Genomic DNA, 23089 nt, shown 5'->3' with positions numbered 1-23089 from the left:
AATGGAAGAACAGGATTCATCAATAAGAATTGGAATAGTTGACGACGAAGCATTAATTGTTATGCTTTTGTCCGACTTCTTCGCGAAGCATGAGCGAATTTCCGTAGAGGTAACCGCTACAGGTGGGCAGCAAATCATTGATGCGTTTGGGGCTGCCCAAAGCATCCCCGAGATACTGCTGCTAGATCTCCAGATGGGCGAGATGAACGGAATTGATACAGCAACCGTTCTTAAGCAGAGCTATCCCGATTTAAAAATTATCGTTGTCTCTTCGCACTACAAGAAGTCGTTTATGGGCTACATGCTTAAGCTTGGGGTAAACGCTTTCCTTCCTAAAGGCATAGCGCCACTGCTGCTTGCCGAAGCAATAGAGGAGGTGCACGCCAAGGGCTTCTACTTTATGGGCGAGCAGATCGAGGTAATGAGGAATCAAATAGCTGCTAACGTTCCTGCTCCAGCCCTCAAAACCGAGGAGGAACTTTCGGAGAGGGAGGTGGAGGTACTAAGGCTCCTCTGCATGCAGTATACCGCCCCACAGATAGCCGAAAAACTCTTCATTGCCAAGCGAACCGTAGATTTTCATAAAACGAACCTACTGGAAAAAACCTCGTCAAAGAATATTGCAGGGTTGGTTATCTATGCCATTCAGAAAAGGCTTATAGATATCGACGATTGCTTCTTTACGCTTACGGAATAGCATCCTCTGTACCTGTATTCTCTTCATCGAAGCATCCTTCGTTTTTATCCTACCCCGTATTTGTACCAGTTTTGTCAAAACTAGTATTTCCTACAGTAGATTTAATCCCTATTCTGATCATATTTGCATCGAAGTTCTACCGCCAATAGCGCTTCAACGGTAAAGGAGATTGTTATTAGAAGTAGACCAATATGAGTGCAGTTGATGTTTTAATCGTGATTGACACTGATGGTGCAGCCTCTAGTGGAAATCTTAAGGATAATGTTTCGCTGGTTGAAACAGCAGAGGGGACAGCCTCGTGGAATAGGCGCTGCTGCGATCTGATAACCTGCTGCAAGGCTGGGCAGACGATTAAGTGGAAGGCAGTACCTAAATCGCCGGAGAGCGCTGTCGAGATCTTAGAGTTCAAGGGGCAGATGGTGCAGGGTGCTTGTAGGCCTATCCAGAAGAATGCTCTCTCGGGAATTTGGGAGGGGCAGGTGAGTTCATCCTCAAAGGGAAGGTACCAGTATACGGTGGAGCTTGTTTTTGATGGGATTCGGATGACCTTTGATCCGTTCCTTTTGGTAAATAGAGATTAGTCAGGATCGAGAATATCTTTATAACGAATAGTATCGAAAAATATATATAATTAGGGCAGTGTTTATAGAGAGGGGGTGTCTTCGGACATTCCCTTTTTTGTGGCCCATGCCCAAGAATATCTCCCATTGTGCTACTTTTATGCCAAATTGTTGCCGATATGAAGAAGCTGCTATCTGCCCTTATGCTTGTTTTGCCGATCTGTGGTTTTGCTGAACTTGACACCACGCTCACCCGCAAGGCCGAGATCGTGAAGAAGGGCTGGAACCTTGGCCCTATCCCCGTTATCGCCTTCGACTCCGACCTGGGGTTCGAGTACGGCGCGGTGCTCAACTTCTTCAACTTTGGCGACGGCAGCAGCTACCCCGACTACCGCCACTCGATCTACACCGAGGCTTCGCGTTACACCAAGGGGTCGGGGCAGTACCGCATCATCTACGACAGCAAGTACGTGCTGCCAGGTATTCGGCTGATGGCCGACCTGCAGTACCTGCCCACGCTGGCGGCCGAGTTCTACGGCTTTAACGGCGCCGAGAGCCGCTACCATAAGTCGTGGACCGATCCCGATAGCAGGGACTACCGCTCGGAGCTCTTCTACAAGATGAACAAGGACGTGCTGCGGGCAGGCGTCGACCTGCAGGGGCGCTTCGGCAGCCCGAAGCTGGGATGGTTGCTGGGCACCTCGTACCAGCGCTACGCGGTGGGGCCGCTCCGGAGCAGCAAGCTGAGCGCCGAGCCCAGCACCTACGGCGAGTGGGATGTGCTTTACGATAGGATGGTGCGCTGGGGCGTCATCAGCGAGGGCGAGAGCCGGGGGGGCGACCACCTCACCCTTAAGGGCGCCCTAATTTACGACACGCGCGACAACGAGCCCAACCCCATGCGCGGTATCTGGGCCGATGCGCTCGTCTACTACGTGTCGCCCAGCCTAGCGGGAGGCACCAGCGGCCACGCCAAGCTGGCGCTCACCCTGCGCAAGTACGTTACGCTTATCCCCAACGACCTCTCGTTTGCCTTTAGGGCGATGACCCAGAACGTGGTGGCCGGCCGATGCCCCTTCTACCTGCTGCCGCAGATTGTGACGGTATCGCCCCGCCGCTCGGCGTTCGAGGGGCTGGGGGGGGCCTACTCGTTGAGGGGAATCCTCCGAAACCGTATCATGGCCGATGGCTTTGCGCTGGCCAACGCCGAGCTGCGCTACAAGTTTTGGCGGATGCACTTGCTCCGCCAGAACCTCTACTGGGCCATCACCGCCTTTACCGATGCGGGGATGGTTACCCAGAAGACTTCGCTCGACCTCTCGGGCGTACCCCAGTCGGAGTACGACAGCTACTTCCGCAGCACCGCGCAGCGCCCGCACTTCACCTTCGGGATGGGCGGCAAGCTGGTGATGAACCAGAACTTCGTCATCTCGGGCGACCTGGGCAAGGCCGCCAGCAGCGACGATGGCTCGTGGGGCATGTACATCGGGGTGAATTTTTTGTTTTAGATTCAAGACACAAGACGCAAGGCGCAAGAAATCGGGTAAATGCTGCCTACTGAGCAGATAGGCCTGCGCAAAAATGTTTAAAGCTACCGGCTGAACCGATAGGCTTCCGCAAAAATGTTTAGGGTTGCCGGCTGCGCCGATAGGCTTCCGCAAAAATGTTTAAGGCTGCCGGCTGCGCCGATAGGCTTGCGCAAAAATGTTTAGGGCTACCGGCTGCGCCGATAGGCTTGCGCAAAAATGTTTAAGGCTGCCTACTGAGTAAATAGGCTTCCACAGAAATGATTGGGGCTGCCTACTGGGTAGATGAACCTTCGCGGAAATGCTACTCTTTCCCTTGCCTTTCCATCAAATTTTCGCTATTCCTTTTCTTGAGCGGCTTGCCCGACTGGGGCAGGTACTCGGGGAAGATGTTCTCCATGGAGCGGAAGAGGTTCCTGATGGCCGCCCGGTTCATCGACTTGATCTGGGAGAGCACGTTGCGGATTTCCTGGCGCTTGGTGTTGCTGTCGTGCGGGCAGGTGGCCAGCGACGCGGGGTAGTCGCGCAGCGCGGTGTAGGCCGTTACGTCCTCCTCGACCAGGCAGAGCATGGGGCGAATGAGGCGGATGCGCTCGTCGAGCATCGCCAGCGAGCAGGGCATGGCGCTGATGGTGCCGTGCCAGATCTGATTCATCAGCAGGGTTTGTACGGCGTCGTCCATGTGGTGCCCAAAGGCCAGCTTGTTGGCGGCAATCTCGCGGGTGAGGTTGAAGATCAGCTTGCGGCGCGTCCAGGCGCACACGAAGCACATGCCCTTCTTCTTCTCGTTATCCAGATCGACTTCATCCTTTAAAAGATAAAAGGGGATGCTGAGTCTGGCGCAGAGCTCGGCCATGTAGCCGGTGTCTATGCGGTAGCCCACGTTATCGAGCGCCACGTGGGCTGCGCTTACCTTGATGGAGAAGGGTAGGCGGCGGACGCACTCGGCCATGAGCTCCAGCAGCAGGTACGAGTCCTTGCCGCCCGAGAGGCCCACCAGGATGTGGTCGCCATCGGCCAGCAGTTCCGTCTGGTAGATGTACTGGATAACCTTTGCGCTCACCTTCTTAAGCGCCTTCTCCGTAAGGCGCTGCTCCGCTGCTTTCATGGGGCGCAAAGATAGATGCACGAGCATCATCCCAAAAGAAAAACAGGAAGGGAATCTTTATAATGAGCTAATGGGGAGACACAAGACTTATAGACGCAAGATAATTCCGCACAACTTAGTCTTGATACTTGTGTCTTGATACTTGCGTCTAAATTATAGCATCGCCGTAAACACGGTGCAATTCTTCACCACTACCTCCACGTTGTCTTTAAAGATGCCGAATATGGTAGACCCGCTGCCAGACATGGCAGCATAGGTGGCACCGTTGTCATAGAGTTGCTGCTTGATGGCTGCCAGCTGCGGATGGTTACAGAACAGGTGCGGCTCAAAGTCGTTAAAAAGGACATCCTTCCAGCGCTCTACAGGTTGCTTGATGGCCTCGCTTAGCGCAATCTGGGGCTGCTTGGGGGTGATGCCCGAGAATGCCTCGGGGGTGCTGATGCCAAACGGCGGCTTTACCAGCACGATGGTATATCCTGATAAATCTACCTCGATGGGCGAGAGCACCTCGCCGCGGCCGCTGGCCATCATCGGGCGGTTGTATACGAAAAAGGCGCAGTCGCTGCCCAGCGTAGCGGCGTACTCGGCCAGCTTACCCTCTGGTATGCCAAGGCCGAAGAGCTGGTTGAGCATCGTCAGCATAAAGGCGGCATCGGCAGAGCCTCCGCCGAGTCCTGCACCGAACGGAATAGCCTTGTGCAGGTAGATATTCAGCTTCGGAAGGTGGTATTCCTCGGCCAGCAGGCGGTAGGCGCGCATCACCAGATTCTTCTCGGAGGGAGCATCAACGGCTAGTCCGGTTGTAGTGAGCGTGGTTTCGCTGCCCGTGGCAGGAACGGCCTCGAGGGCATCCCTCCAGGGAACCGGATAAAAGATGGTCTCGAGATTGTGAAAGCCATCGGTGCGCTTCTCTACTACGTAAAGGCCAAGGTTGATCTTGGCATTGGGGAATACAACCATTGTTCTAGAATTGCAGGTGAAACCTCTTCCTGTTCGTTTCGCAAAGATAGCATGTATGGGTGGCGTTTATGGTGGTTGACGCAAAAAGAATGGACTGGAGATTGAAGTTGGGGAGCATTTCGTGTTATACAAAGTAGGTCGTAGGTTAATTCGTAAACATCACCGCTATGGAGATCGCAATTGTAGGATTAGGAAATGTAGGAGGGGCACTAGCACGCGCCTTTGCCCGAGTTGGCTACAAGGTTTATGCAGGCGTTAGGGATGAGAAGGAGGCCGATCGGGCTGCAATGGAAAATTACCATAAGAACGTTTCGATACACCAGATGGAGGAGGTGGGGGCTATGGCCAGCACTATCTTCTTCTGCGTCGTTCCGCCAGCCATTTCCGAAGTTTGTAGGAGAGTCGGTAATCTTGAGGATAAGCTTATAGTAGACACGATGAACTGCCTCCACTCGCATCCCGAGGGGTATAGCGATACCTTCGAAGCGCTGTCCGCCTTCTACCCTCAATGCAGCGTGGTAAAGGCCTTCAACACCACGGGGTACGAGAATATCCTCCACCCAAGCTTTGGCAGCATGGCCATCGACACCTTTATGGCGGGAGATGATATCCATGCCAAGCACCTAGTGCATCGGATGGCTACCGACCTAGGGTTTGCCGAATGCTACGACTTTGGTGGTGCCAACACGGTTCACCTGCTCGAGGAGCTAGCAAGGATATGGGTAAACCTGGCGTTGTTTCAGGGGCACGGCCGGAATATTGCCTTTAAGATATTGAAGCGAGAGCCCTACTAGCCGAGGCCCAATTTGATTGAACGGGGTGACGTCTTTTTTGTTAAAACTGCTCTCAATTGCAGTGCTTTGTAGCCTTACGTAGCTGTTTTGTGGTGAAGGTTTATATATTTGCAGGTGCACGAATTACATTCATTCCCTTACGTAAAGCGTGTCTTTGTATTGTCCGTATATGCAAACCTAACAGCCAAATTTGTTATGATCAATTTTGTTGGCTTAGCAGCATTGTGTGCAATGCTACTGGGCCCCGATGTACAAAAAAATTCCCCTCCATCCTATGTGGTAAAAGCAGGTGAGAGCTTCAAGGTGGAGCTCGTTGCCAATTCATCAACTGGGTATGCTTGGCGTATTGCCAAAAAAGAAGGAACGTGCGATGTCGATTCCATTGGGCATAGCTACAAGGACGACTTTGTTGGCATACCTTCGTCTGGAGGTCGCGAGGTGTACGAGTTTAAGACCCACACAAAGGGTACTGCCAAAGTAATTCTATACTACGCGCGTCCTTGGGAGAGCGAAAATCCTGCACAGGTAAAGGAGATTGTTGTAGAAGTTGAATAGTATTTAATGCTATAGCTCCTACGAAGAAAGGGTGTCCAATTGTATTGGATACCCTTTGTTGTTTGTGCCGATGCTCAGATTGAAGTGCTTTTATCTGTTTTTTTATTGCAATAAAAAAAAGTTGCTCGAAAGTTTGCTTTTATAATTCAAAGCTTCTACAATTGTAGAATAAAAACTACAAAGATAGAATCATGAAGTTAACTAAAAGCGAAGAACAGCTGATGAACATTATCTGGGAGAAGGAGACTGCATTTATGAAGGATATTCTAGAGGCTGCTCCAGAACCTAAACCTGCTGCAACAACAGTTGCTACGCTGCTAAAGCGAATGGTCGATAAAGGTTTTGTCGGTTTTAATACCTACGGCAATTCGCGCGAGTACTACCCGCTGGTTAAGAAATCGGATTACTTCTCGAAGCACATAAAAGGACTTATCAAAAGCTACTTTAATAACTCGGCTTCGCAGTTTGCCTCCTTCTTTACCGCCGAAGCGAACCTTAGCAAGGACGAGCTCGAGGATCTAAAGAGAATTGTAGACGAACAGCTAAAGGATAAGAAGTAATGATACCATTCCTCCTAAAATCGACCTTGCTGATGGTGCTGCTGCTGGTCGTGTACCAGCTTTTCTTAGGGCGCGAAAAAATGCACCGCTTCAGCCGCTACTACCTTTTGGCAGCGCTGCTATTCTCGCTGGTAGCTCCCTTTATCACCTTTGAAACGGAGCATATGGTGATTCCAACGCTACCTACAATCGCTGTCGATCGGGTGGTGGAGGCAACGGCAGATGCTGCGCCTACTGTACCTGTGGTAGTCGAACAGCCTAACGGTCTGAACTGGCAGATGCTGCTTTGGGGGGCTTACCTTACCGTATCGGCAGTATTCCTTGTTCGCTTTGTGCTGAATCTTACCAGCATTATTCGTCGGGTAAGGGTGGGCGATCGGAAGCCGCTTGCCGAGGCAACGCTGGTGCTGATGGATGAGCCTAGCTCACCCTTTAGCTTTCTGCGCTTCATCTTCGTATCTATAAAGGACTACCAGCAGGGTGCCATTGGTCCGGAGCTGCTCACGCACGAACTTACCCACGTTAGGCAGCGCCACACGCTGGATGTACTGCTGATGGAGCTGCTGCAGGTGGTGCTTTGGTTTAATCCGCTGGTGTACCTCTACAAGCATGCTATCCGAACCAACCACGAGTATCTAGCCGATGAGCACGTAGTAGAGCATCATCAAAATGTAAAACACTACCAGCACCTGTTGCTGGACACGATATTCCGGAACAATACCCCAAACTTGGTAAGCAATATTGGCTTTTCACTTACTAAAAAACGATTGATTATGATGACTAAAAGAACATCTAAAGGAAAGATTTTGGCAGTTAAGCTGACTGTCCTACCTATTGTAGCATTGGCCGTCTTTGCTTTCTGCGTTCGCTATGCCGAACCGGTAAGGGCTCAGATGCAGAATAAGAGTGTAAAAATGGAGAAGATTATAGTCGGTAAGAAGACTGTAGAAATTTCTAGTGATACGCTGGAGATGATAAAGCGATTGGTATATGAGCGTAGCAATGTCAAGTTCCGAGTTAAAGGTGGAGAGTGGCATAAGCCCGCATATGAGGAATTACCCGATTTTCAGAAGAGGATGTGCCTTGTTGGTTTAACAACCTTGAAGGTGAACGCTCCAACTGGAGCTCAACTGGCCGAGTGGAGTAATACCTCCAAATTTGGACTTTGGATAGATGGAAAGCACCAAAAGGATAATAGCATTCTGAAAAAGTATAAACCAGCTGACTTTAGCCATTACTGGGTATCTAGCCTATGCAAGAATGCGCAACATGGACTTAATAAAGGCAAGCAGTTTCAGCTCGGTTTAACTACGAATGCGGGCTACGAAAAGGATTGCCGCCAAAAGGAGCAAAAGTTTCAGGAGTTGCTGCAGCAAGTTAGAGCACAAAAAAGAAACTAGTCAACTTTCTATAAACAAGAAATGATGATCCCTTTTCTCCTAAAATCGACCTTGCTGATGGTACTGCTGCTGGGCGTGTACCTGCTTTTCTTAGGGCGCGAAAAGATGCACCGCTTCAGCCGCTACTACCTTTTGGCAGCGCTGCTATTCTCGCTGGTGGCTCCCTTTATCACCTTCGAAACGGAGCAGACGGTAATTCCAATGCTACCTACAATCGCTGTCGATCGGGTGGTGGAGGCAACGGTTGATCCTGCGCTTAATGTACCTGCTACGGTGCCTGTGGTGGTCGACCAGCCCACTGGTTTAGACTGGCAGATGCTGCTTTGGGGGGCTTATCTTACCGTATCGGCAGTATTCCTTGTTCGCTTTGTGCTGAATCTTACCAGCATTATTCGTAGGGCAAGGGTGGGCGATCGGAAGCCTTTTGCCGAGGCAACGCTGGTGCTGATGGATGAGCCTAGCTCTCCCTTTAGCTTTCTGCGCTACATCTTCGTATCCGCAAAGGACTACCAGCAGGGAGCCATTGGTCCCGAGCTGCTCACGCACGAGCTAACCCACGTTAGGCAGCGCCACACGCTTGATGTGCTGCTGGTGGAGCTGCTGCAGGTGGTGCTATGGTTTAACCCGCTGGTGTACCTCTACAAGCGGGCTATCCGAACCAACCACGAGTTTCTAGCCGACGAGCACGTAATCGAACATCATCAAAATGTAAAACACTACCAGCACTTGCTGCTGGACACGATATTCCGGAAGAATACCCCAAGCTTGGTAAGTAACATTGGTTTTTCACTTACAAAAAAACGACTTATTATGATGACTAAGAAAACATCAAAAAGGAAGCTGCTAGCGCTTAAGCTGGCAGTTGTGCCCCTGGTGGCATTGGCAGTATTTGTATTCTGTGTTCGCAACTCCGAACCTGTATTGGCTCAGAATAAAAAGGTAACGGAGGTTAACTTGCCTAAGGATGCTACTCATGCGAACCAAAAGGATGGTTCAGCGATGAGGTTAAAAGTGAGTGATCTGAGGTACAAAAATGGGCGAATTATCGCAGTTAATGAATTGGATGGTAAAGAACACATTCTTGTATACAAAGATTTACCTCCATCATCTCAGCAGGGGTTTAGGAAACTGTTAACGCCTATGAAAAAGGTCGTGCCAACCGCGACCCAACTTACCAGGTGGTGCAACACTGCAAAGTACAATCTGTGGATAGATGGGAAGCAGCAAGCCGAAAACAGTATCCTGAAGAGGTATAAGCCCTCTGACTTCTGCATTGAGTGGAAGATGTGCTATTATCGTAACGCCGATATTGGGAAGTATAGGTACAAGCAGTTCGAGGTACATCTGATGACCAATGCCTTCTACGAAAAAGACTGTAGAGAGAAGGAGCATAACCTAAAAGAACTCCTAAAGTAAGCTAGTAACAATTCCAGGCGCATCATTCGATGCGCCTTTTTCATCAGGTAACCTTAGCTAGGATTCTTTAGGTTGCTATAACAGCCATTTCGGTATCTCTTTCGTAGTATTGGTAGGTGAAAAGATGGATGCTATCTTTTCATGCCTATACGACTCTTGCCAGACTGTGGGGGAGTCGTTTGTCTGATAGTAGGGTGCTGTTGGCGTATGAGCGGGAAGGTATTTGATACTAATTACTAATCATAGAAAGGTTCAACAGCATGCGCGTACTAATGTTTGGTTGGGAGTACCCACCCCATATTTCTGGAGGTTTGGGTACTGCCTGTCTCGGAATTACCCAGGGGCTGGCAGAGCGGAATGTCGATATCATCTTTGTAGTGCCCAAGGCCTACGGCGACGAGCCGTTGTCGCGGGGAATGCTCGTTGGGGCAGAGGGTACTCCCCACAGGCTGCAGCAGGTGCCCGCTACGCTAGAGCGCCTGCTCAACATCCGTATCCCATCTTCCATCCATGCCTATCCACAATCAACCTACCAGGGGCTAGATAAGCGCATGCAAAGCGTTCAGGAGGTTTCCGTGGCGAGAGCTTCGGGTGGGGGCTTTCGCTTCTCGGGCGGGTATGGGCCCAACCTTATGGCCGAGGTGGCCCACTACGCCAGCATTGGCGGGCGCATTGCCCGTAAGCACGATTTCGATGTGATCCACGCGCACGACTGGCCCACCATTCCTGCCGGCATCGTGGCCAAAAAGGCAACGGGCAAGCCGCTGGTGGTGCACTTCCATGCCACCGAGTACGACCGTAGCGGCTTCAACATCAACCGGCAGGTGTACGATATCGAGAAGATGGGCGTCGACGAGGCCGATCGGGTGATCTGCGTGAGCAACCTCACCAAGCAAACGCTTATCCGCCGCTACCAGGCCGACGAGCGCAAGATTGAGGTGGTGCATAACGGGGTGGAGCACTTCGAGAATGCCCTGAGCGGGGAGGCGAAGGCCCGGAGCACCTCCGAAAAGGTGGTATCCTTCCTGGGGCGCATCACCTACCAGAAGGGGCCCGCCTTCTTTGTGGAGGCCGCCAAGAAGGTGCTCGATTACCTTCCCAACGTCCGGTTTGTAATGGCTGGCGATGGCGACCTGCTTCCCGCCATGGTCGATCGGGTGGCCAAGCTTCGCATGGGCGATCGGTTTCACTTCACCGGATTCCTAAGGGGGAAGGAGGTGACCAAGCTCTTTGCCCAAACCGACGTTTTTGTGATGCCCTCGGTCTCCGAGCCCTTTGGCATTGTGCCGCTGGAGGCCATGCAGCAGCAGGTGCCGGTGCTCATATCGCGGCAGTCGGGCGTGTCGGAGGTGCTCCGCTACGCCCTTAAGGCCGACTACTGGGATACCGACTCCCTTGCCGATGCCATCTACGGGCTGGTAACCTACCCGGCCCTGCATTCGTTCCTGAGCGCCAACGGCCATGCCGAGTCGATGAGCCTGAGCTGGGCCGATGCCGCCAAGAAGATTGAGCGCTGCTACCAGAAGGTGGTGGGGGAGGTGGCGTAGAAGATATTGTTATATCAAAGAACTAGGCCTAGCAACTTTTTGAGATCTGTTAGGCCTTTCTTTTATTATCCGGATGATTTCGTTTGCGGTACTTGCAATGTTGTAGAAACACTAAAGAGATTCTGCTATTGTTGCTGCAATATTTGGATAGGACTATCAACCAAAAAAGGCGGAGCCCGTAAGCCCCGCCTTTTCAATATCTAACGTCTATCGACTAGTGTCTCATATGCTCGAAGAAGTCGTTGCCCTTGTCATCTACAATGATGAAGGCAGGGAAGTTCTCCACGCGAATCTTACGAACGGCCTCCATGCCCAGCTCTGGGAAATCTACCACCTCTACGCTCTTGATGCTGTTCTTGGCAAGGATGGCAGCAGGACCGCCAATCGAGCCAAGGTAGAATCCGCCGTGCTTTTGGCAGGCATCGGTAACCTCCTTCGAGCGGTTACCCTTAGCCACCATGATCATCGATCCACCAAGGCTTTGGAATAGGTCAACGTAGCTGTCCATACGTCCGGCAGTGGTTGGACCAAAGCTACCCGAAGCCATTCCGGCAGGAGTCTTAGCAGGACCAGCGTAGTACACAGGGTGATTCTTGAAGTACTCTGGCATTGGCTTTCCGGCATCAACCATCGCCTTAATTTGGGCGTGGGCAATATCGCGCGCAACGATAAGGGTTCCCTTAAGGTTGAGGCGGGTCTTGATGGGGTACTTCGATAGTTCGGCAAGCACCTCGTTCATTGGCCTATCTAGGTCGATTTCTACCGCTGGGGCAAGGTATGGAGCCTCGGTTGGTAGGAAGCGGCTTGGGTTGGTTTCGAGCTGCTCTAGGAAGATGCCATCCTCGGTAATCTTACCCTTAACGTTACGGTCGGCGCTGCAGCTAACCCCCATGCCCACTGGGCACGATGCGGCGTGGCGTGGAAGACGGATAACGCGAACGTCGTGTACGAAGTACTTTCCGCCGAACTGGGCACCGATTTCGGAATCCTGGCAAATCTTCTTCACCTTAGCTTCCCACTCTAGGTCGCGGAAGGCTTGTCCGCCCTCGTTGCCCGATGTTGGAAGATGATCCAAGTAACCAGCCGAAGCCTTCTTAACGGTGGCAAGGTTCATCTCTGCCGATGTACCGCCAATAACGATGGCAAGGTGGTATGGTGGGCAGGCCGATGTGCCTAGGTCAAAAATCTTCTCCTTGATAAACTTGGTTAGCGATGCCTCGTTGAGCAGCGCCTTGGTTTGCTGGTAAAGGAAGGTCTTGTTACCCGATCCACCGCCCTTGGTGATGAACAGGAACTCGTACTTGTTGCCCTTTTCGGCGTATAGGTCTATTTGAGCAGGAAGGTTGGTTCCTGTATTCTTCTCCTCGGTCATGGTGAATGGAACCACCTGCGAGTAGCGGAGGTTGCGGTCGCGGTAGGTTTCGAAGATACCCTTCGATAGGTACTCGGCATCCTCGGCGTTAGTCCAAACACCCTCGCCCTTCTTACCGATAACGATGGCGGTACCGGTGTCCTGGCAGGTTGGCAGCTCACCCTCGGCAGCAACCACCTGGTTTAGCAGCATGGTGTAGGCCACAAAGCGGTCGTTGTCGGTCGCTTCTGGATCATCAAGAATAGCGCGAAGGCTAGCCAAGTGCGATGCGCGAAGGTAGAACGATACGTTGGCCATCGCCTCGCGGGCAAGCAGCTGAAGCCCTTCGGGGGCAACCTTAAGAATCTTACGGCCATCTACCTCGATGGTCGAAACGTAATCCTTGGTAAGTAAGCGGTACTCAGTGGTATCTTCCTTTATTGGAAAAGGTTTCTGATAGATAAATTCTGCCATTGCTTCCTCATTTACACGTCCCGAGTAGGGGGCGTAGGTTTTTAATGTTTGTCGAATCACAAAGATAGTGGGAAAAGGATAAGATGTGCCGCTGTAAAATGTGCCTTATAACATTTTATAGGGAAGCAAGCGCTAGAGCCGCACGGCCGTGCGGCTCCAGAAGTGCCCTCAGGATTTATCCCAACGAATTGGGATAGCATGGAGATCTGGCACATCAGCTGTCCCGTTGTAACATTCCGCAAAATCCAGCGTCTGATATCATGATGCTTTGCGCCCATTTCCCGCAAGTTCGCGAGAGGATGTACGTCTAAGATGCATATCTTTAACATCACAAAACAAAAAACTGTACGCTACAATGCAAATCAAATCATTCACAAAACCGCTAATCATTCTTGCCGCGATAGGCCTGATTGCCGTATCGTGCTCCAAGAAGAAGGGGGAGTCGAAAGACCTGCTGCTTTCGACGATGGACACCACCGTTAATCCTGGCGACGACTTCTTTAAGTACGCCAATGGACTTTGGATTAAGAACAACCCCATACCTGCAGCCTACAGCCGCTGGGGTATTGGCAACGTCATCAACGATGAGATCTACGATCGCCTTCGCACCATCAACGAGAGTTCTCTGAAGGAGGGTGGAACAAAGGGCAGCAACACCCAAAAGATCGGCGACTTCTGGTACAGCGGTATGGATACCGTTTCCATCGAAAAGGAGAAGCTAAATCCGCTTAAGGCCGATTTGAACCGAATCGCACGTATGAAGAGCACTGCTGATGTTCTTGCTGAGGTGGCCTACCTGCATACGCTGGGCATGCAGCCGCTGTTTGCCATGTATGCCGGTCAGGACCAAAAGAACTCGGATGTTATTGCCCTTTACCTAGAACAAGGTGGTATCGGTCTTCCCGATCGCGACTACTTCTTCAATACCGACAAGCATACTGCCGATGTTCGTAAGGATTACCAGAACGCCTACTTAGTAAACATGTGCAAACTTTCGGGCATTAACCCACAGCAAGCAACAGGGGTATACAAACTCGAAGAAGGTTTGGCTAAGGCATCGCGCAAGCTCGAGGCGCTTCGCGATCCTTACAAGAACTACAACAAGATGTCGATTGCTCAACTGAATAAGCTAACACCAGGTGTCGATTGGGCTAAGATGCTTCCAGCAATGAAGGTGAAGAAGGTTGATTCGGTGATTGTAGGTCAGCCAGAATTCCTAAAGCAGGTTGCTGCAAACCTCAAGTCAGCTTCAATCGATACTTGGAAGGCATACCTGACGCTTAACCTGCTCAACGAATATGCTGCATACATGCATAAGGATATCAACAAGGAGAACTTTAGGTTCTACGGCACCGTACTTTCGGGAGCAAAGGAGCAGCGCCCACGTTGGAAGCGCGTACTTAGCGCCGAAGAGGGGGCAATGGGCGAGATCCTTGGCCAACTATTCGTTAAGGAGTACTTCCCTGCACGTACTAAGAAACGCTACGAGGATATGGTGGAGAACGTGAAGACCGCCTTTGGCGAGCGTATCAAAAAACTCGACTGGATGAGCCAGTCCACCAAGGAGAAGGCGCTTGCTAAGCTTGCCAAGGTTTCCAAAAAGGTTGGCTACCCCGATAAGTGGAAAGATTTTTCGAGCCTAAGGGTTGATCGTGGCCCATTTGTGCTGAACATGAAGCGTGCTGGCGAATTCTGGTATGCCTACAACATCAACAAACTGGGCAAGCCTGTCGATCGTACCGAATGGGATATGACCCCACAAACCTACAACGCCTACTACAACCCATCGAACAACGAAATTGTGCTTCCTGCCGCCATTTTCTCCATCCCCGGCTGGAACGATGACGATATCGACGATGCCATTGTGTACGGCTACGCTGCCGCATCTACCATTGGTCACGAGATGACCCACGGCTTCGACGATCAAGGCTGCCAGTACAACGAAAAGGGTAACCTTGTAAAGTGGTGGACTCCCGTTGATGAGAAGAACTTTGCCGATCGTACCAAGAAGATCGTGACTCAGTTCAACAACTTTGTTGTGCTCGATAGCGTTCACGTAAACGGCGAAGCTTCGCAGGGTGAAAACATTGCCGACCTAGGTGGAATCGTTATCGCTTGGGATGCATTTACCAAAACCAAGCAGTACAAGGAGGGTAAGAAGATCAATGGCCTTACTCCTGCTCAACGCTACTTTCTTGGCTATGCCTTAGGATGGCTTGGTCATCAGCGCGACGAAGCGTTGGCCAACCAGATTATGACTGACGTTCATGCGCCTGCCAACCTCCGTGTAAACGGACCATTCTCCAATGTCGATGCATTTTACGATGCATTCAACGTGAAGCCTGGTAATAAGATGTATGTTCCCGCAAAGGATAGAATTAAGATTTGGTAGCAGCTGCTATACTTTTTACAAAAACCTGCCTGCAGACCTCTGTAGACAGGTTTTTTGTTGCTCACCAGCAGAGCGCAATTAAAAATTGTTAAGCATTAGCCTTTTGAGGGATGGTGCTCGAAAAGTTATATCTTTGCTCATTAATCTAAATTTAGATTCGTTGAAGCCTAAACGACGAGTATTTAGTGACTTTTATTTCAGATAACTAAAAAATTGGTATGGATACCTGCCAAGAGATAGCTGTTAGTGCCGAAAAACAGCTTCAGTTCGACCGGAGTTACCTTGAAATGGCCAGAATATGGGCAAATAATTCCTACTGCGTACGCCGTAAGGTTGGTGCTCTTCTGGTTAAGAATAGGATGATTATATCGGATGGATATAACGGTACTCCGGTAGGATTCGATAATGTATGTGAGGATATTGAAGGAAAAACGCTGCCGTATGTGCTTCATGCTGAGGCCAACGCTATCTCGAAAGTTGCCAAGAGCAATAACTCCAGCGATGGAGCCACTCTTTACATTACCGCTTCGCCTTGCGTGGAGTGCTCAAAGCTCATCATCCAAGCTGGAATTGTTCGAGTAGTTTACATAGATTTATACCACAATACCGACGGCATCGACCTCCTAAAACGTGCCGGGATAAAGGTAGAACAGATCGCTATTTAATTTTTTATTGAAATGTCATACGACAACAAGAAGCGCGACATCCTGCTGCCCATCTTAATTGCTTCAGCTTTGATAGTAGGCGTCCTAATTGGCCTTCAGCTTCGCGAAAACGATATCAAACGCAGCCGCCTTTTCAGCTCAAAATCGGATAAACTCAATGCCATAATGAACTACATTGAGGAGGAGTATGTCGATACCATATCGAGGGATTCGCTGGTGGAGAAGACTATTCCGCTTATGATGGCTAACCTCGATCCCCACTCGGTTTACATCCCTGCAAAGGAAATTGAGGCGGTGAACGAATCGCTTGATGGCGAGTTTAGCGGTATTGGGGTTGAGTTTAACATGCCCAGCGATACGGTTGTCGTTCTTAATACGGTGCCAGGTGGCCCATCCGAAAAGGTGGGAATTAAGTCTGGCGATAGAATTGTGAGGATAAACGATACCACCATTGCAGGAGTTAAGTTTCCGCAGGGAAAAATTATGAAGCGCCTTCGCGGCAAAACCGGAACCAAGGTGAATGTAAGCGTTAAGCGTCGTGGTGTCGCTCAGCTCATCAAGTTTACCATTGTTCGAGATGTTATTCCGGTAAAGAGTGTTGATGTTGCCTACATGATTGAACCTAAGGTTGGCTACATCAAGGTGTCGAAGTTTGCCCGCGATACCTATAAGGAGTTTGATGAGGCCATCAATAAGCTCCACAACCAGGGAATGAAGAAGGTTATTGTTGACCTTCGTGGAAATACTGGAGGATACCTCGACCAGGCAGTTGAAATCGTTAACGAGTTTCTTCCCGAAAATAAGCTTATCGTATATACCCAAGGAAAGGCTCGCCCACGTCAGAATCTTTACTCCGACGCACGCGGAGGTGCCAAAAGCGATGAACTTGTTATTCTTATCGATGAGGAGAGCGCATCTGCTAGCGAAATTATGGCTGGTGCCATTCAGGATAACGACCGAGGAACCATTGTCGGACGACGCTCGTTTGGTAAGGGATTGGTGCAGGAGCAGGCTAGCTTAACCGATGGTTCGGCTATCCGTCTTACCGTTGCCCGCTACTATACGCCAACAGGTCGTTCCATTCAAAAACCCTACAAACTAGGCGATGGAGCCGACTACTACATGGATCTCAGCAACCGATATATTCATGGAGAGATGGCAAACTCCGATAGCATTAAGTTAAATACAAAGCTTCGCTATAAAACGCCTAAGGGTAAGATTGTGTATGGTGGCGGCGGTATTATGCCCGACATCTTTGTTCCATTAGATACCGTTGGGCTTGGAAAGTTCTATAAGAAAGTTTACGAGCAGAGCTTGATCTTTAAGTTTACTGCTGCCTTCTCCGATATTCATAGGCAAGAACTCAATAAGATTACTAAGATCGGGCAACTTAAGCAGTACCTTACCGGACAAAACCTGATGGGGCAGTTTATCGCCTACTGTGCAAAGTCTGGGGTTTATCCCGAAGGTCGAGATCTTAAGCATTCGTATAAGCTTATTGATGCGCAGCTGAAGGCCTTTGTTGGAAGAAATACTCCTCTAAACGATGAGGGCTTCTATCCATTTATTGAATCAATTGACAACGTGTTGAATCGCGCCGTTAATGAATTCCATAAAAGAAGGAGATAGTCAATCCAACATAAAAGAATAGAAAAGGGAGATTCGGGTTCGAATCTCCCTTTTTATTTGCCGTTTGTATCGGTAAAGGATATTTCGGGCGTTTATGGATGGTTGTGTAAATAGGCTGCTTGAAAAAGGGGTAGCAATGCCATACTTTGGCGCAAAAATTTGATTCATGAGACATATAAAAGCGATTGTACTGACTACAATACTTGCGCTAATGTTCCTAGGCGTTTCGGCACAGGTAGAGCGCATCGATCCTCCTTACTGGTGGGTGGGGATGAAGAACGGCAACCTGCAGCTGCTGGTTAGCGGTAAATCGCTTGCAAGCCTTGAACCACGGATTAATCAGGCAGGCATTACCCTCGAAAAGGTAAGCCGATTCGAGAATGCCAACTACCTAGCTCTCGATATTGCCATTGCGCCCGATATGAAGGCAACTACCTTCAACATCGAATTTCTAAAGAATGGGAAGAAAACTTTTGTTAAGCCTTACACGCTTAAGGCGCGGGCTAACGATACTAAAACCCATCAGGGATTTAACTCGCAGGATGTTGTTTATCTGATTATGCCCGACCGCTTCTCGAATGGCGATCCATCCAACGACAACATTAAAGGAATGGAGCAGCTGGATCGTAAGGCGCTTTTTGGACGCCATGGTGGCGACATTCAGGGGCTGATTAACCATATCGACTACTTCAAGAACTTGGGGGTAACATCTGTTTGGCTAAATCCTGTTCAGGAGAACGACCAGCCAGTGCAGTCGTATCACGGCTATGCCATCACCGACCTTTACCGTATTGATCGTCGCTTTGGTAGCAATGATCTCTACTTCGATTTTGTAAGGAAATCTCACGACAAGGGGCTTAAGGTTATCATGGATATGGTGTTCAATCATATTGGCACTAACACCTACTTTGTGAAGGATCTCCCTTCTAAGGACTGGCTCAACTACCCCGATACCAAGGAGCGCTCCAACTTTCGTGGTGAGGTAATTAGCGATCCTCATGCATCTGTAGCCGACCGCGAGAAGATGTGCAACGGCTGGTTTGATGGCAGCATGGCCGACCTTAACCAGTGCAACCCTTTTGTTTACCGCTACCTTGTTCAAAGCTCCATTTGGTGGATTGAGGCTGCTGGATTGGATGGTATCCGCATGGACACCTACCCCTATCCTGATAAGAATGCCATGGCTAGCTGGATTCCTGAGGTGATGAGCGAGTATCCCAACATTAATATCGTGGGCGAATGCTGGCTGCAAACCGTACCTGCTACTGCCTACTGGCAGAACGGAGGCTTCAATAGGGATGGCTACCAGTCTACCTTGCGCTCAATTACCGATTTCCCTCTTTACAACAACCTTGCAGCTGCATTTAGGGAGAAGACTGGCTGGGGCGAAGGGCTTGCCCGCCTTTACACCGTTCTTACGCAGGATAACATGTACGCCAATCCGAACGATCTACTCGTATTCCCCGATAACCACGACTTAACCCGCCTATACACCAGCCTTGGCGGTAACCTTGATTGGTGGAAGCAGGCCATAGCCTTTGTTCTTACCACTCGTGGAATACCTCAAATCTACTACGGCACCGAGTATCTCGACCATAACAACGAGGGTGGCGAGCACGGCTATATTCGCAAGGATTTTCCTGGAGGTTGGGCTGGCGATACCGTTAACGTAGCCACGGGAAAGGGGCTTAGCGCTAAGCAAGCCGAGGCGATGAAGTACATGACCACCCTGCTAAACTGGCGCAAAACCAGCGAGGCTGTAGGGAAGGGGAAGCTAACCCAGTTTATCCCCGATGGCGATACCTACACCTACTTTAAAACCTACAACGGTAAGGCGGTGATGGTTGTCCTTAACAACGGCGATGCCCGTAAGCTGGAGCTGAAGCGCTTCAACGAAATCCTTAAGGACTTCAAGGGAGGTAGGGATGTTGCCACTGGAGATGCCTACTCGTTTGAAGGTGGAGCTATCGATCTGAAGGGGCATAACGCGCTTATCCTCGATCTGAAATAGGCAAAACAAGCTGCTATTCTTATATTATATGTAGAGGGGGCATTCCTAAGCGGATGCTCCCTCTTTGTTTAAGCATTGTTGTTGGTGCCCTATTGGATGGGCTTTTACTCTAGTATCAGCTTTTGCATGCCAACGCTGCTGGCGATGTTGGCGTACATGCCGTAGCTGGCAATTTGCTTGTACCCGAACTTGGCGTAGAGTTGCATGGCTTCGGGTTGCTTGGTGCTGGTTTGGAGTATCAGCTTGATAAAGTCGTGCTGCCCCGCCCATAGTTCAAGCTCCATAAGGATTATCGATGCAACCCCTTTACGGCGGTAGTCCTTGCGGACGTACATTCGTTTTATTTCGGCAGTGCTATCGTCGAAGGGCTTAAAGCAGCCAAAGCCGACGGGCGTATCGCCATCGTAGGCAACGATTACCGTGTCGATGTAGCTTTGCGGAGTGTCGTAGCGGTCGCAGCGTTGCTGGATGCTATCGTCGCGTTGGCTAAGCTCGGCTTCGAGTTCGGCTTCGAGCATCCGAAAGGTGGGGTCGTTGCTGTTGGTTCTAGTGTTTCTTAGGTTCATGTGCTGAAGTTGTTTTTCAAGCGTAATATACGTAAAAATGATATCGTGTGGTGTTATGTGAAAATAAAAGAGGAGGGGATTCCCCTCCTCTTTTTCTTGTTTTCGAAGACCTGCTTTTATGCAGATTCCGATATGGTTATTTTTACTCAGGACTTCAACTTATATTCTAAAACAATCCTTAATGGCCTCTCCGTAGTTTCGGCCCGACACTATGCGGGAGTGTTTGGTGTCGTTTAGGATGAAGACGAATCGGGCACCGAGGTAGCGCTGCAGCTCGTGTACCATCTGGGTGTTGATGATGGTCGACTTGTGAATCCTTAGGAAATGCTCGGGAAGAGACTCCTCTAGCTCCTTTAGCGATTGGTCGATTACGTGCTCCCTACCATCGCGGGTGAAGATGGAGACGTACTTATCACCCGACATGAAGTAGGAGACCTCGTTTACCGATACCAGCGTGATGCGCTCGCCGTGCCTTACGGGAATGGTGGCAATTCGTCGACGTTCCTGTTGTGGCTGCATCTGCCTAATTAAGGCCGATATGTCGGTAAGGGTAACCTTTTGCTCCATCCTCTCGAGTTTCTGGACCGTGAGGGCAATGCGCTCGGGGCTGACTGGCTTAAGCAGGTAGTCGATGCTCAGCGTGTTGAAGGCTTCCAGCGCATACCTGTCGTAGGCAGTGCAGAATACTACCATAGGCAGATGCTTTACCTGCTGCATAACTTCCAATCCGTTGAGGAGAGGCATCTGGATATCGAGAAAGATGAGGTCGGGGCGCTCGCGCTCGATTAGGTCTACGGCAGTAGCACCGTCGGCGGCTTCGCCAACGATGCTAATATGGTTGTGGTAGGGGCTCAGAAGCAGCCTTAGCCTTTCGCGAGCGAGTGGCTCGTCGTCGATAAGGAGTGTTTGTAGTGGCATTGGCGTTTATTTTTCCGTTGGAATGGTTATGGTTACTTTTTTGGTTGGCAGGTTGGTCCACGATAGCTCGGCATCGCTATCGTAGAGCAGCTGCAGCCGCTCGATGATGTTCTGTAAGCCGAAACCTGCTATTGGTGCATCGGGGAAGACTGGGCCGTTATCCTCTACGGTGATGGTAAGCCTACCTTCGTCTACCTTAGCAACGATGTGGATGAAACCTTCGCCTGATATCTTCGATATGCCATGCTTAATGGCGTTCTCTACCAGTGGCTGAACGATAAGGCGGGGAATAGAGCAGGTGCTTGCCTGTTCATCCATCTCGATGGTGCTGCTGAGCCTATCGCCAAAGCGAACCCTTTCCACCTCGAGGTACTTCTCTACCATGTTCAGTTCCTCGTGCAGCTCCACAAAGTCGCGCCTGTCGCGGCTCAGCGTGTAGCGGAAGAGGTCGGAGAGCAGCAGCGTCATCTTCTCGGCTCTATCGGCATCAACCCGTACAAGGTGCGAAAGCGAGTTTAGCGAGTTGTACAGGAAGTGCGGGTTAAGTTTGCTCTGAAGAGCCTGCAGCTCGGTTTGCGCCTTTACCATCTGGAGCCGGCTCAACTCCTCGTCCTTTTGACGGATTACCTCGCGCTGTTTAAACACCATCCGGCTTAGCAGGTAGTAGGCAACGGTAAAGATAGCTGAAGCAAGTATCGTGAATGCAACTCTAGGTTCCGACATGTGAAAATCGAAGGAGAAATAGGCAAAGGATATCACCATAATGAAGACTATGGCTGACGAAACACTATCCTTTAACCATTGCGTTATTTGACTTTTTCGTAGTAATCGGTTGATACAGTAAAATAGAGCGATGTGAGCCAATGCTATTAACCACATAATAATAAAGGATGCAGAGAAAGCATTTTGGATAAAAGGTTCACTCGAACCATTAAGGTCTTGAGAAATGCTGTAGAGGAAGAATAGGGCAGAACCTATAAGCAGGTACGACAGCATGCCTCTGTAGCGATTCCGTTTGCAGACAATTCCTAGAAAAATAATGGACAGCAGCAGCTTTAGGAGTAGCGGGTATATTTTGTTGAATGCCTGAAACGCCTTGTGGTACTTTAGGCTGTAGTAGTTGTGACTTCCTGTGTACTTTATGATCCCGTTCTTTATTCGGCTATCGGCATCCTTGGCGTAGATGGTTTCGATGATAAACTTGTCGGGAGCCGTAAGGCCTGAGTTACTCTGCATATAGGTAGTTCGTAGAAGCTGCCCCTTCTTCCAAATACCTTTTCGTATCATGTCTAATATCCATTCGATTTGTTTATTGTTGTTCTCTTTTAGAAAATCATTTAATAACTGGGCTTCTGATGTGTAGTAGATATTTTTGCTACTCAGATTGGAGTTCGTGAAACAAACATCTACTGTACCCGGAAATTGTTTTGGAGAATGGATGAGAATCATCTTTATGATTTTGTTCAGGAATGCATCGTACCTATGCGCTTGCATGCGGGGGGAGAAAAGCTGGAGATCTTCTATCTTATAGCCTATTTCATCGCCAACGATGTGGGTTCTGAAGGTGTAGCTGTGGTATCTGGTAAGGATGATAACGAGATTTCCTCCTGTATCGACCCTGCTAATCGACACCGTTTGAATAAGTGGTTTAAGCTGCCGCACTATTGAGTCAACAATCATTCGGTCTTCCTTGGAAATCTCGCCCTGCAGCTCAATCTTGATGTCCTTCTGGTACCTAACGGGCTTCAGGTCGTGCGTTAGCTTGACGTTACGCAGCAGGTTCATCCAGTACTTGCGCTCCAGCGAATCGGGAATGCTGGCAGAGCGTGCAAACGAGCAGAGCATTAGCACGGCGAGAAACGGTAGTAGAATTTTTTTCATGGCGTTCGTTTTTAATTTATTCGTATGCTAATTAATACCCTTTGCTGCCGTTGCGCTAAACAATTCCGACAACCTGCAA

At 49.9% G+C, this 23089-nt stretch carries 19 protein-coding genes; 13 read left to right on the top strand and 6 right to left on the bottom strand.

The genetic code is table 11. The features are described 5' to 3' along the window. Window position 1 precedes the first annotated feature (1 nt). From ACHZA1_RS07285 to ACHZA1_RS07275, 3 genes are all read left to right on the top strand, one after another. Window positions 2-697 (top strand): response regulator transcription factor, encoded by a 696-nt coding sequence (locus tag ACHZA1_RS07285; protein ID WP_320054578.1) that lies wholly within the window; start codon window positions 2-4, stop codon window positions 695-697. 191 nt (window positions 698-888) lie between these two features. Then, window positions 889-1278, top strand: coding sequence for a hypothetical protein (locus tag ACHZA1_RS07280; RefSeq protein ID WP_320054577.1), 390 nt, complete (start codon window positions 889-891; stop codon window positions 1276-1278). Window positions 1279-1436: 158 nt separating this feature from the next. Beyond that, window positions 1437-2765, top strand: a complete 1329-nt coding sequence (locus tag ACHZA1_RS07275; protein WP_320054576.1) for a BamA/TamA family outer membrane protein — start codon at window positions 1437-1439, stop codon at window positions 2763-2765. A gap of 322 nt (window positions 2766-3087) precedes the next feature. On the opposite strand, the gene ACHZA1_RS07270 is transcribed toward ACHZA1_RS07275, so the two are convergent. Further along, entirely contained in the window at window positions 3088-3891 is an 804-nt protein-coding gene (locus tag ACHZA1_RS07270; RefSeq protein ID WP_320054575.1) for an ATP-binding protein, read from the bottom strand. Window positions 3892-4044: 153 nt separating this feature from the next. Beyond that, window positions 4045-4851, bottom strand: coding sequence for a 4-(cytidine 5'-diphospho)-2-C-methyl-D-erythritol kinase (gene ispE / locus ACHZA1_RS07265; RefSeq protein ID WP_320054574.1), 807 nt, complete (start codon window positions 4849-4851; stop codon window positions 4045-4047). A gap of 167 nt (window positions 4852-5018) precedes the next feature. On the opposite strand from ispE, the gene ACHZA1_RS07260 reads away from it, so the two are divergent. From ACHZA1_RS07260 to ACHZA1_RS07235, 6 genes are all read left to right on the top strand, one after another. After that, window positions 5019-5645 carry an NAD(P)-binding domain-containing protein gene (locus ACHZA1_RS07260; protein WP_320054573.1) on the top strand — a complete coding sequence of 209 codons (627 nt, stop codon included), beginning with the start codon at window positions 5019-5021 and terminating at the stop codon, window positions 5643-5645. Between the two features lie 276 nt (window positions 5646-5921). Further along, window positions 5922-6200, top strand: a complete 279-nt coding sequence (locus ACHZA1_RS07255) for a protease inhibitor I42 family protein (protein ID WP_320054572.1) — start codon at window positions 5922-5924, stop codon at window positions 6198-6200. 191 nt (window positions 6201-6391) lie between these two features. Further along, a complete protein-coding gene (locus ACHZA1_RS07250; RefSeq protein WP_320054571.1) occupies window positions 6392-6760 on the top strand; it encodes a BlaI/MecI/CopY family transcriptional regulator in 369 nt (122 codons plus the stop codon). Further along, window positions 6760-8160, top strand: coding sequence for a M56 family metallopeptidase (locus tag ACHZA1_RS07245; protein ID WP_320054570.1), 1401 nt, complete (start codon window positions 6760-6762; stop codon window positions 8158-8160). The genes ACHZA1_RS07250 and ACHZA1_RS07245 overlap by 1 nt, the downstream gene beginning before the upstream one ends. Window positions 8161-8181: 21 nt before the next feature. Next, window positions 8182-9576, top strand: coding sequence for a M56 family metallopeptidase (locus ACHZA1_RS07240; RefSeq protein WP_320054569.1), 1395 nt, complete (start codon window positions 8182-8184; stop codon window positions 9574-9576). A 260-nt stretch (window positions 9577-9836) separates the two neighbouring features. Next, window positions 9837-11123, top strand: a complete 1287-nt coding sequence (locus ACHZA1_RS07235; protein WP_320054568.1) for a glycosyltransferase family 4 protein — start codon at window positions 9837-9839, stop codon at window positions 11121-11123. A 214-nt stretch (window positions 11124-11337) separates the two neighbouring features. Here ACHZA1_RS07235 and ACHZA1_RS07230 read toward each other — a convergent pair whose 3' ends face one another. After that, window positions 11338-12948, bottom strand: coding sequence for a fumarate hydratase (locus tag ACHZA1_RS07230; RefSeq protein ID WP_320054567.1), 1611 nt, complete (start codon window positions 12946-12948; stop codon window positions 11338-11340). A 355-nt stretch (window positions 12949-13303) separates the two neighbouring features. Here ACHZA1_RS07230 and ACHZA1_RS07225 point away from each other — a divergent pair, with 355 nt between their 5' ends. From ACHZA1_RS07225 to ACHZA1_RS07210, 4 genes are all read left to right on the top strand, one after another. Then, window positions 13304-15340 carry a M13 family metallopeptidase gene (locus ACHZA1_RS07225; RefSeq protein ID WP_320054566.1) on the top strand — a complete coding sequence of 679 codons (2037 nt, stop codon included), beginning with the start codon at window positions 13304-13306 and terminating at the stop codon, window positions 15338-15340. Window positions 15341-15558: 218 nt separating this feature from the next. Continuing rightward, window positions 15559-16005 (top strand): dCMP deaminase family protein, encoded by a 447-nt coding sequence (locus ACHZA1_RS07220; RefSeq protein WP_320054565.1) that lies wholly within the window; start codon window positions 15559-15561, stop codon window positions 16003-16005. A gap of 12 nt (window positions 16006-16017) precedes the next feature. Next, the gene (locus ACHZA1_RS07215) at window positions 16018-17634 is read left to right on the top strand and encodes a S41 family peptidase (protein ID WP_320054564.1); all 1617 of its coding nucleotides are present in this window, start codon (window positions 16018-16020) and stop codon (window positions 17632-17634) included. Window positions 17635-17800: 166 nt separating this feature from the next. Next, window positions 17801-19645: a glycoside hydrolase family 13 protein gene (locus ACHZA1_RS07210; RefSeq protein WP_320054563.1), complete on the top strand. Its 1845-nt coding sequence runs from the start codon at window positions 17801-17803 to the stop codon at window positions 19643-19645. 104 nt (window positions 19646-19749) lie between these two features. On the opposite strand, the gene ACHZA1_RS07205 is transcribed toward ACHZA1_RS07210, so the two are convergent. The 3 genes from ACHZA1_RS07205 to ACHZA1_RS07195 all read right to left on the bottom strand — a co-directional run bounded on the left by ACHZA1_RS07205 (window position 19750) and on the right by ACHZA1_RS07195 (window position 23010). Further along, a complete protein-coding gene (locus tag ACHZA1_RS07205; RefSeq protein WP_320054562.1) occupies window positions 19750-20211 on the bottom strand; it encodes a GNAT family N-acetyltransferase in 462 nt (153 codons plus the stop codon). Between the two features lie 159 nt (window positions 20212-20370). Beyond that, entirely contained in the window at window positions 20371-21129 is a 759-nt protein-coding gene (locus tag ACHZA1_RS07200) for a LytTR family DNA-binding domain-containing protein (protein WP_320054561.1), read from the bottom strand. A gap of 6 nt (window positions 21130-21135) precedes the next feature. After that, entirely contained in the window at window positions 21136-23010 is a 1875-nt protein-coding gene (locus ACHZA1_RS07195) for a histidine kinase (protein WP_320054560.1), read from the bottom strand. Window positions 23011-23089: the final 79 nt, after the last annotated feature.

The organism is uncultured Acetobacteroides sp. (assembly GCF_963667355.2).
In the GTDB taxonomy this organism is placed as follows: domain Bacteria; phylum Bacteroidota; class Bacteroidia; order Bacteroidales; family ZOR0009; genus Acetobacteroides.
This window is presented reverse-complemented; position numbering and strand designations above follow the sequence as displayed.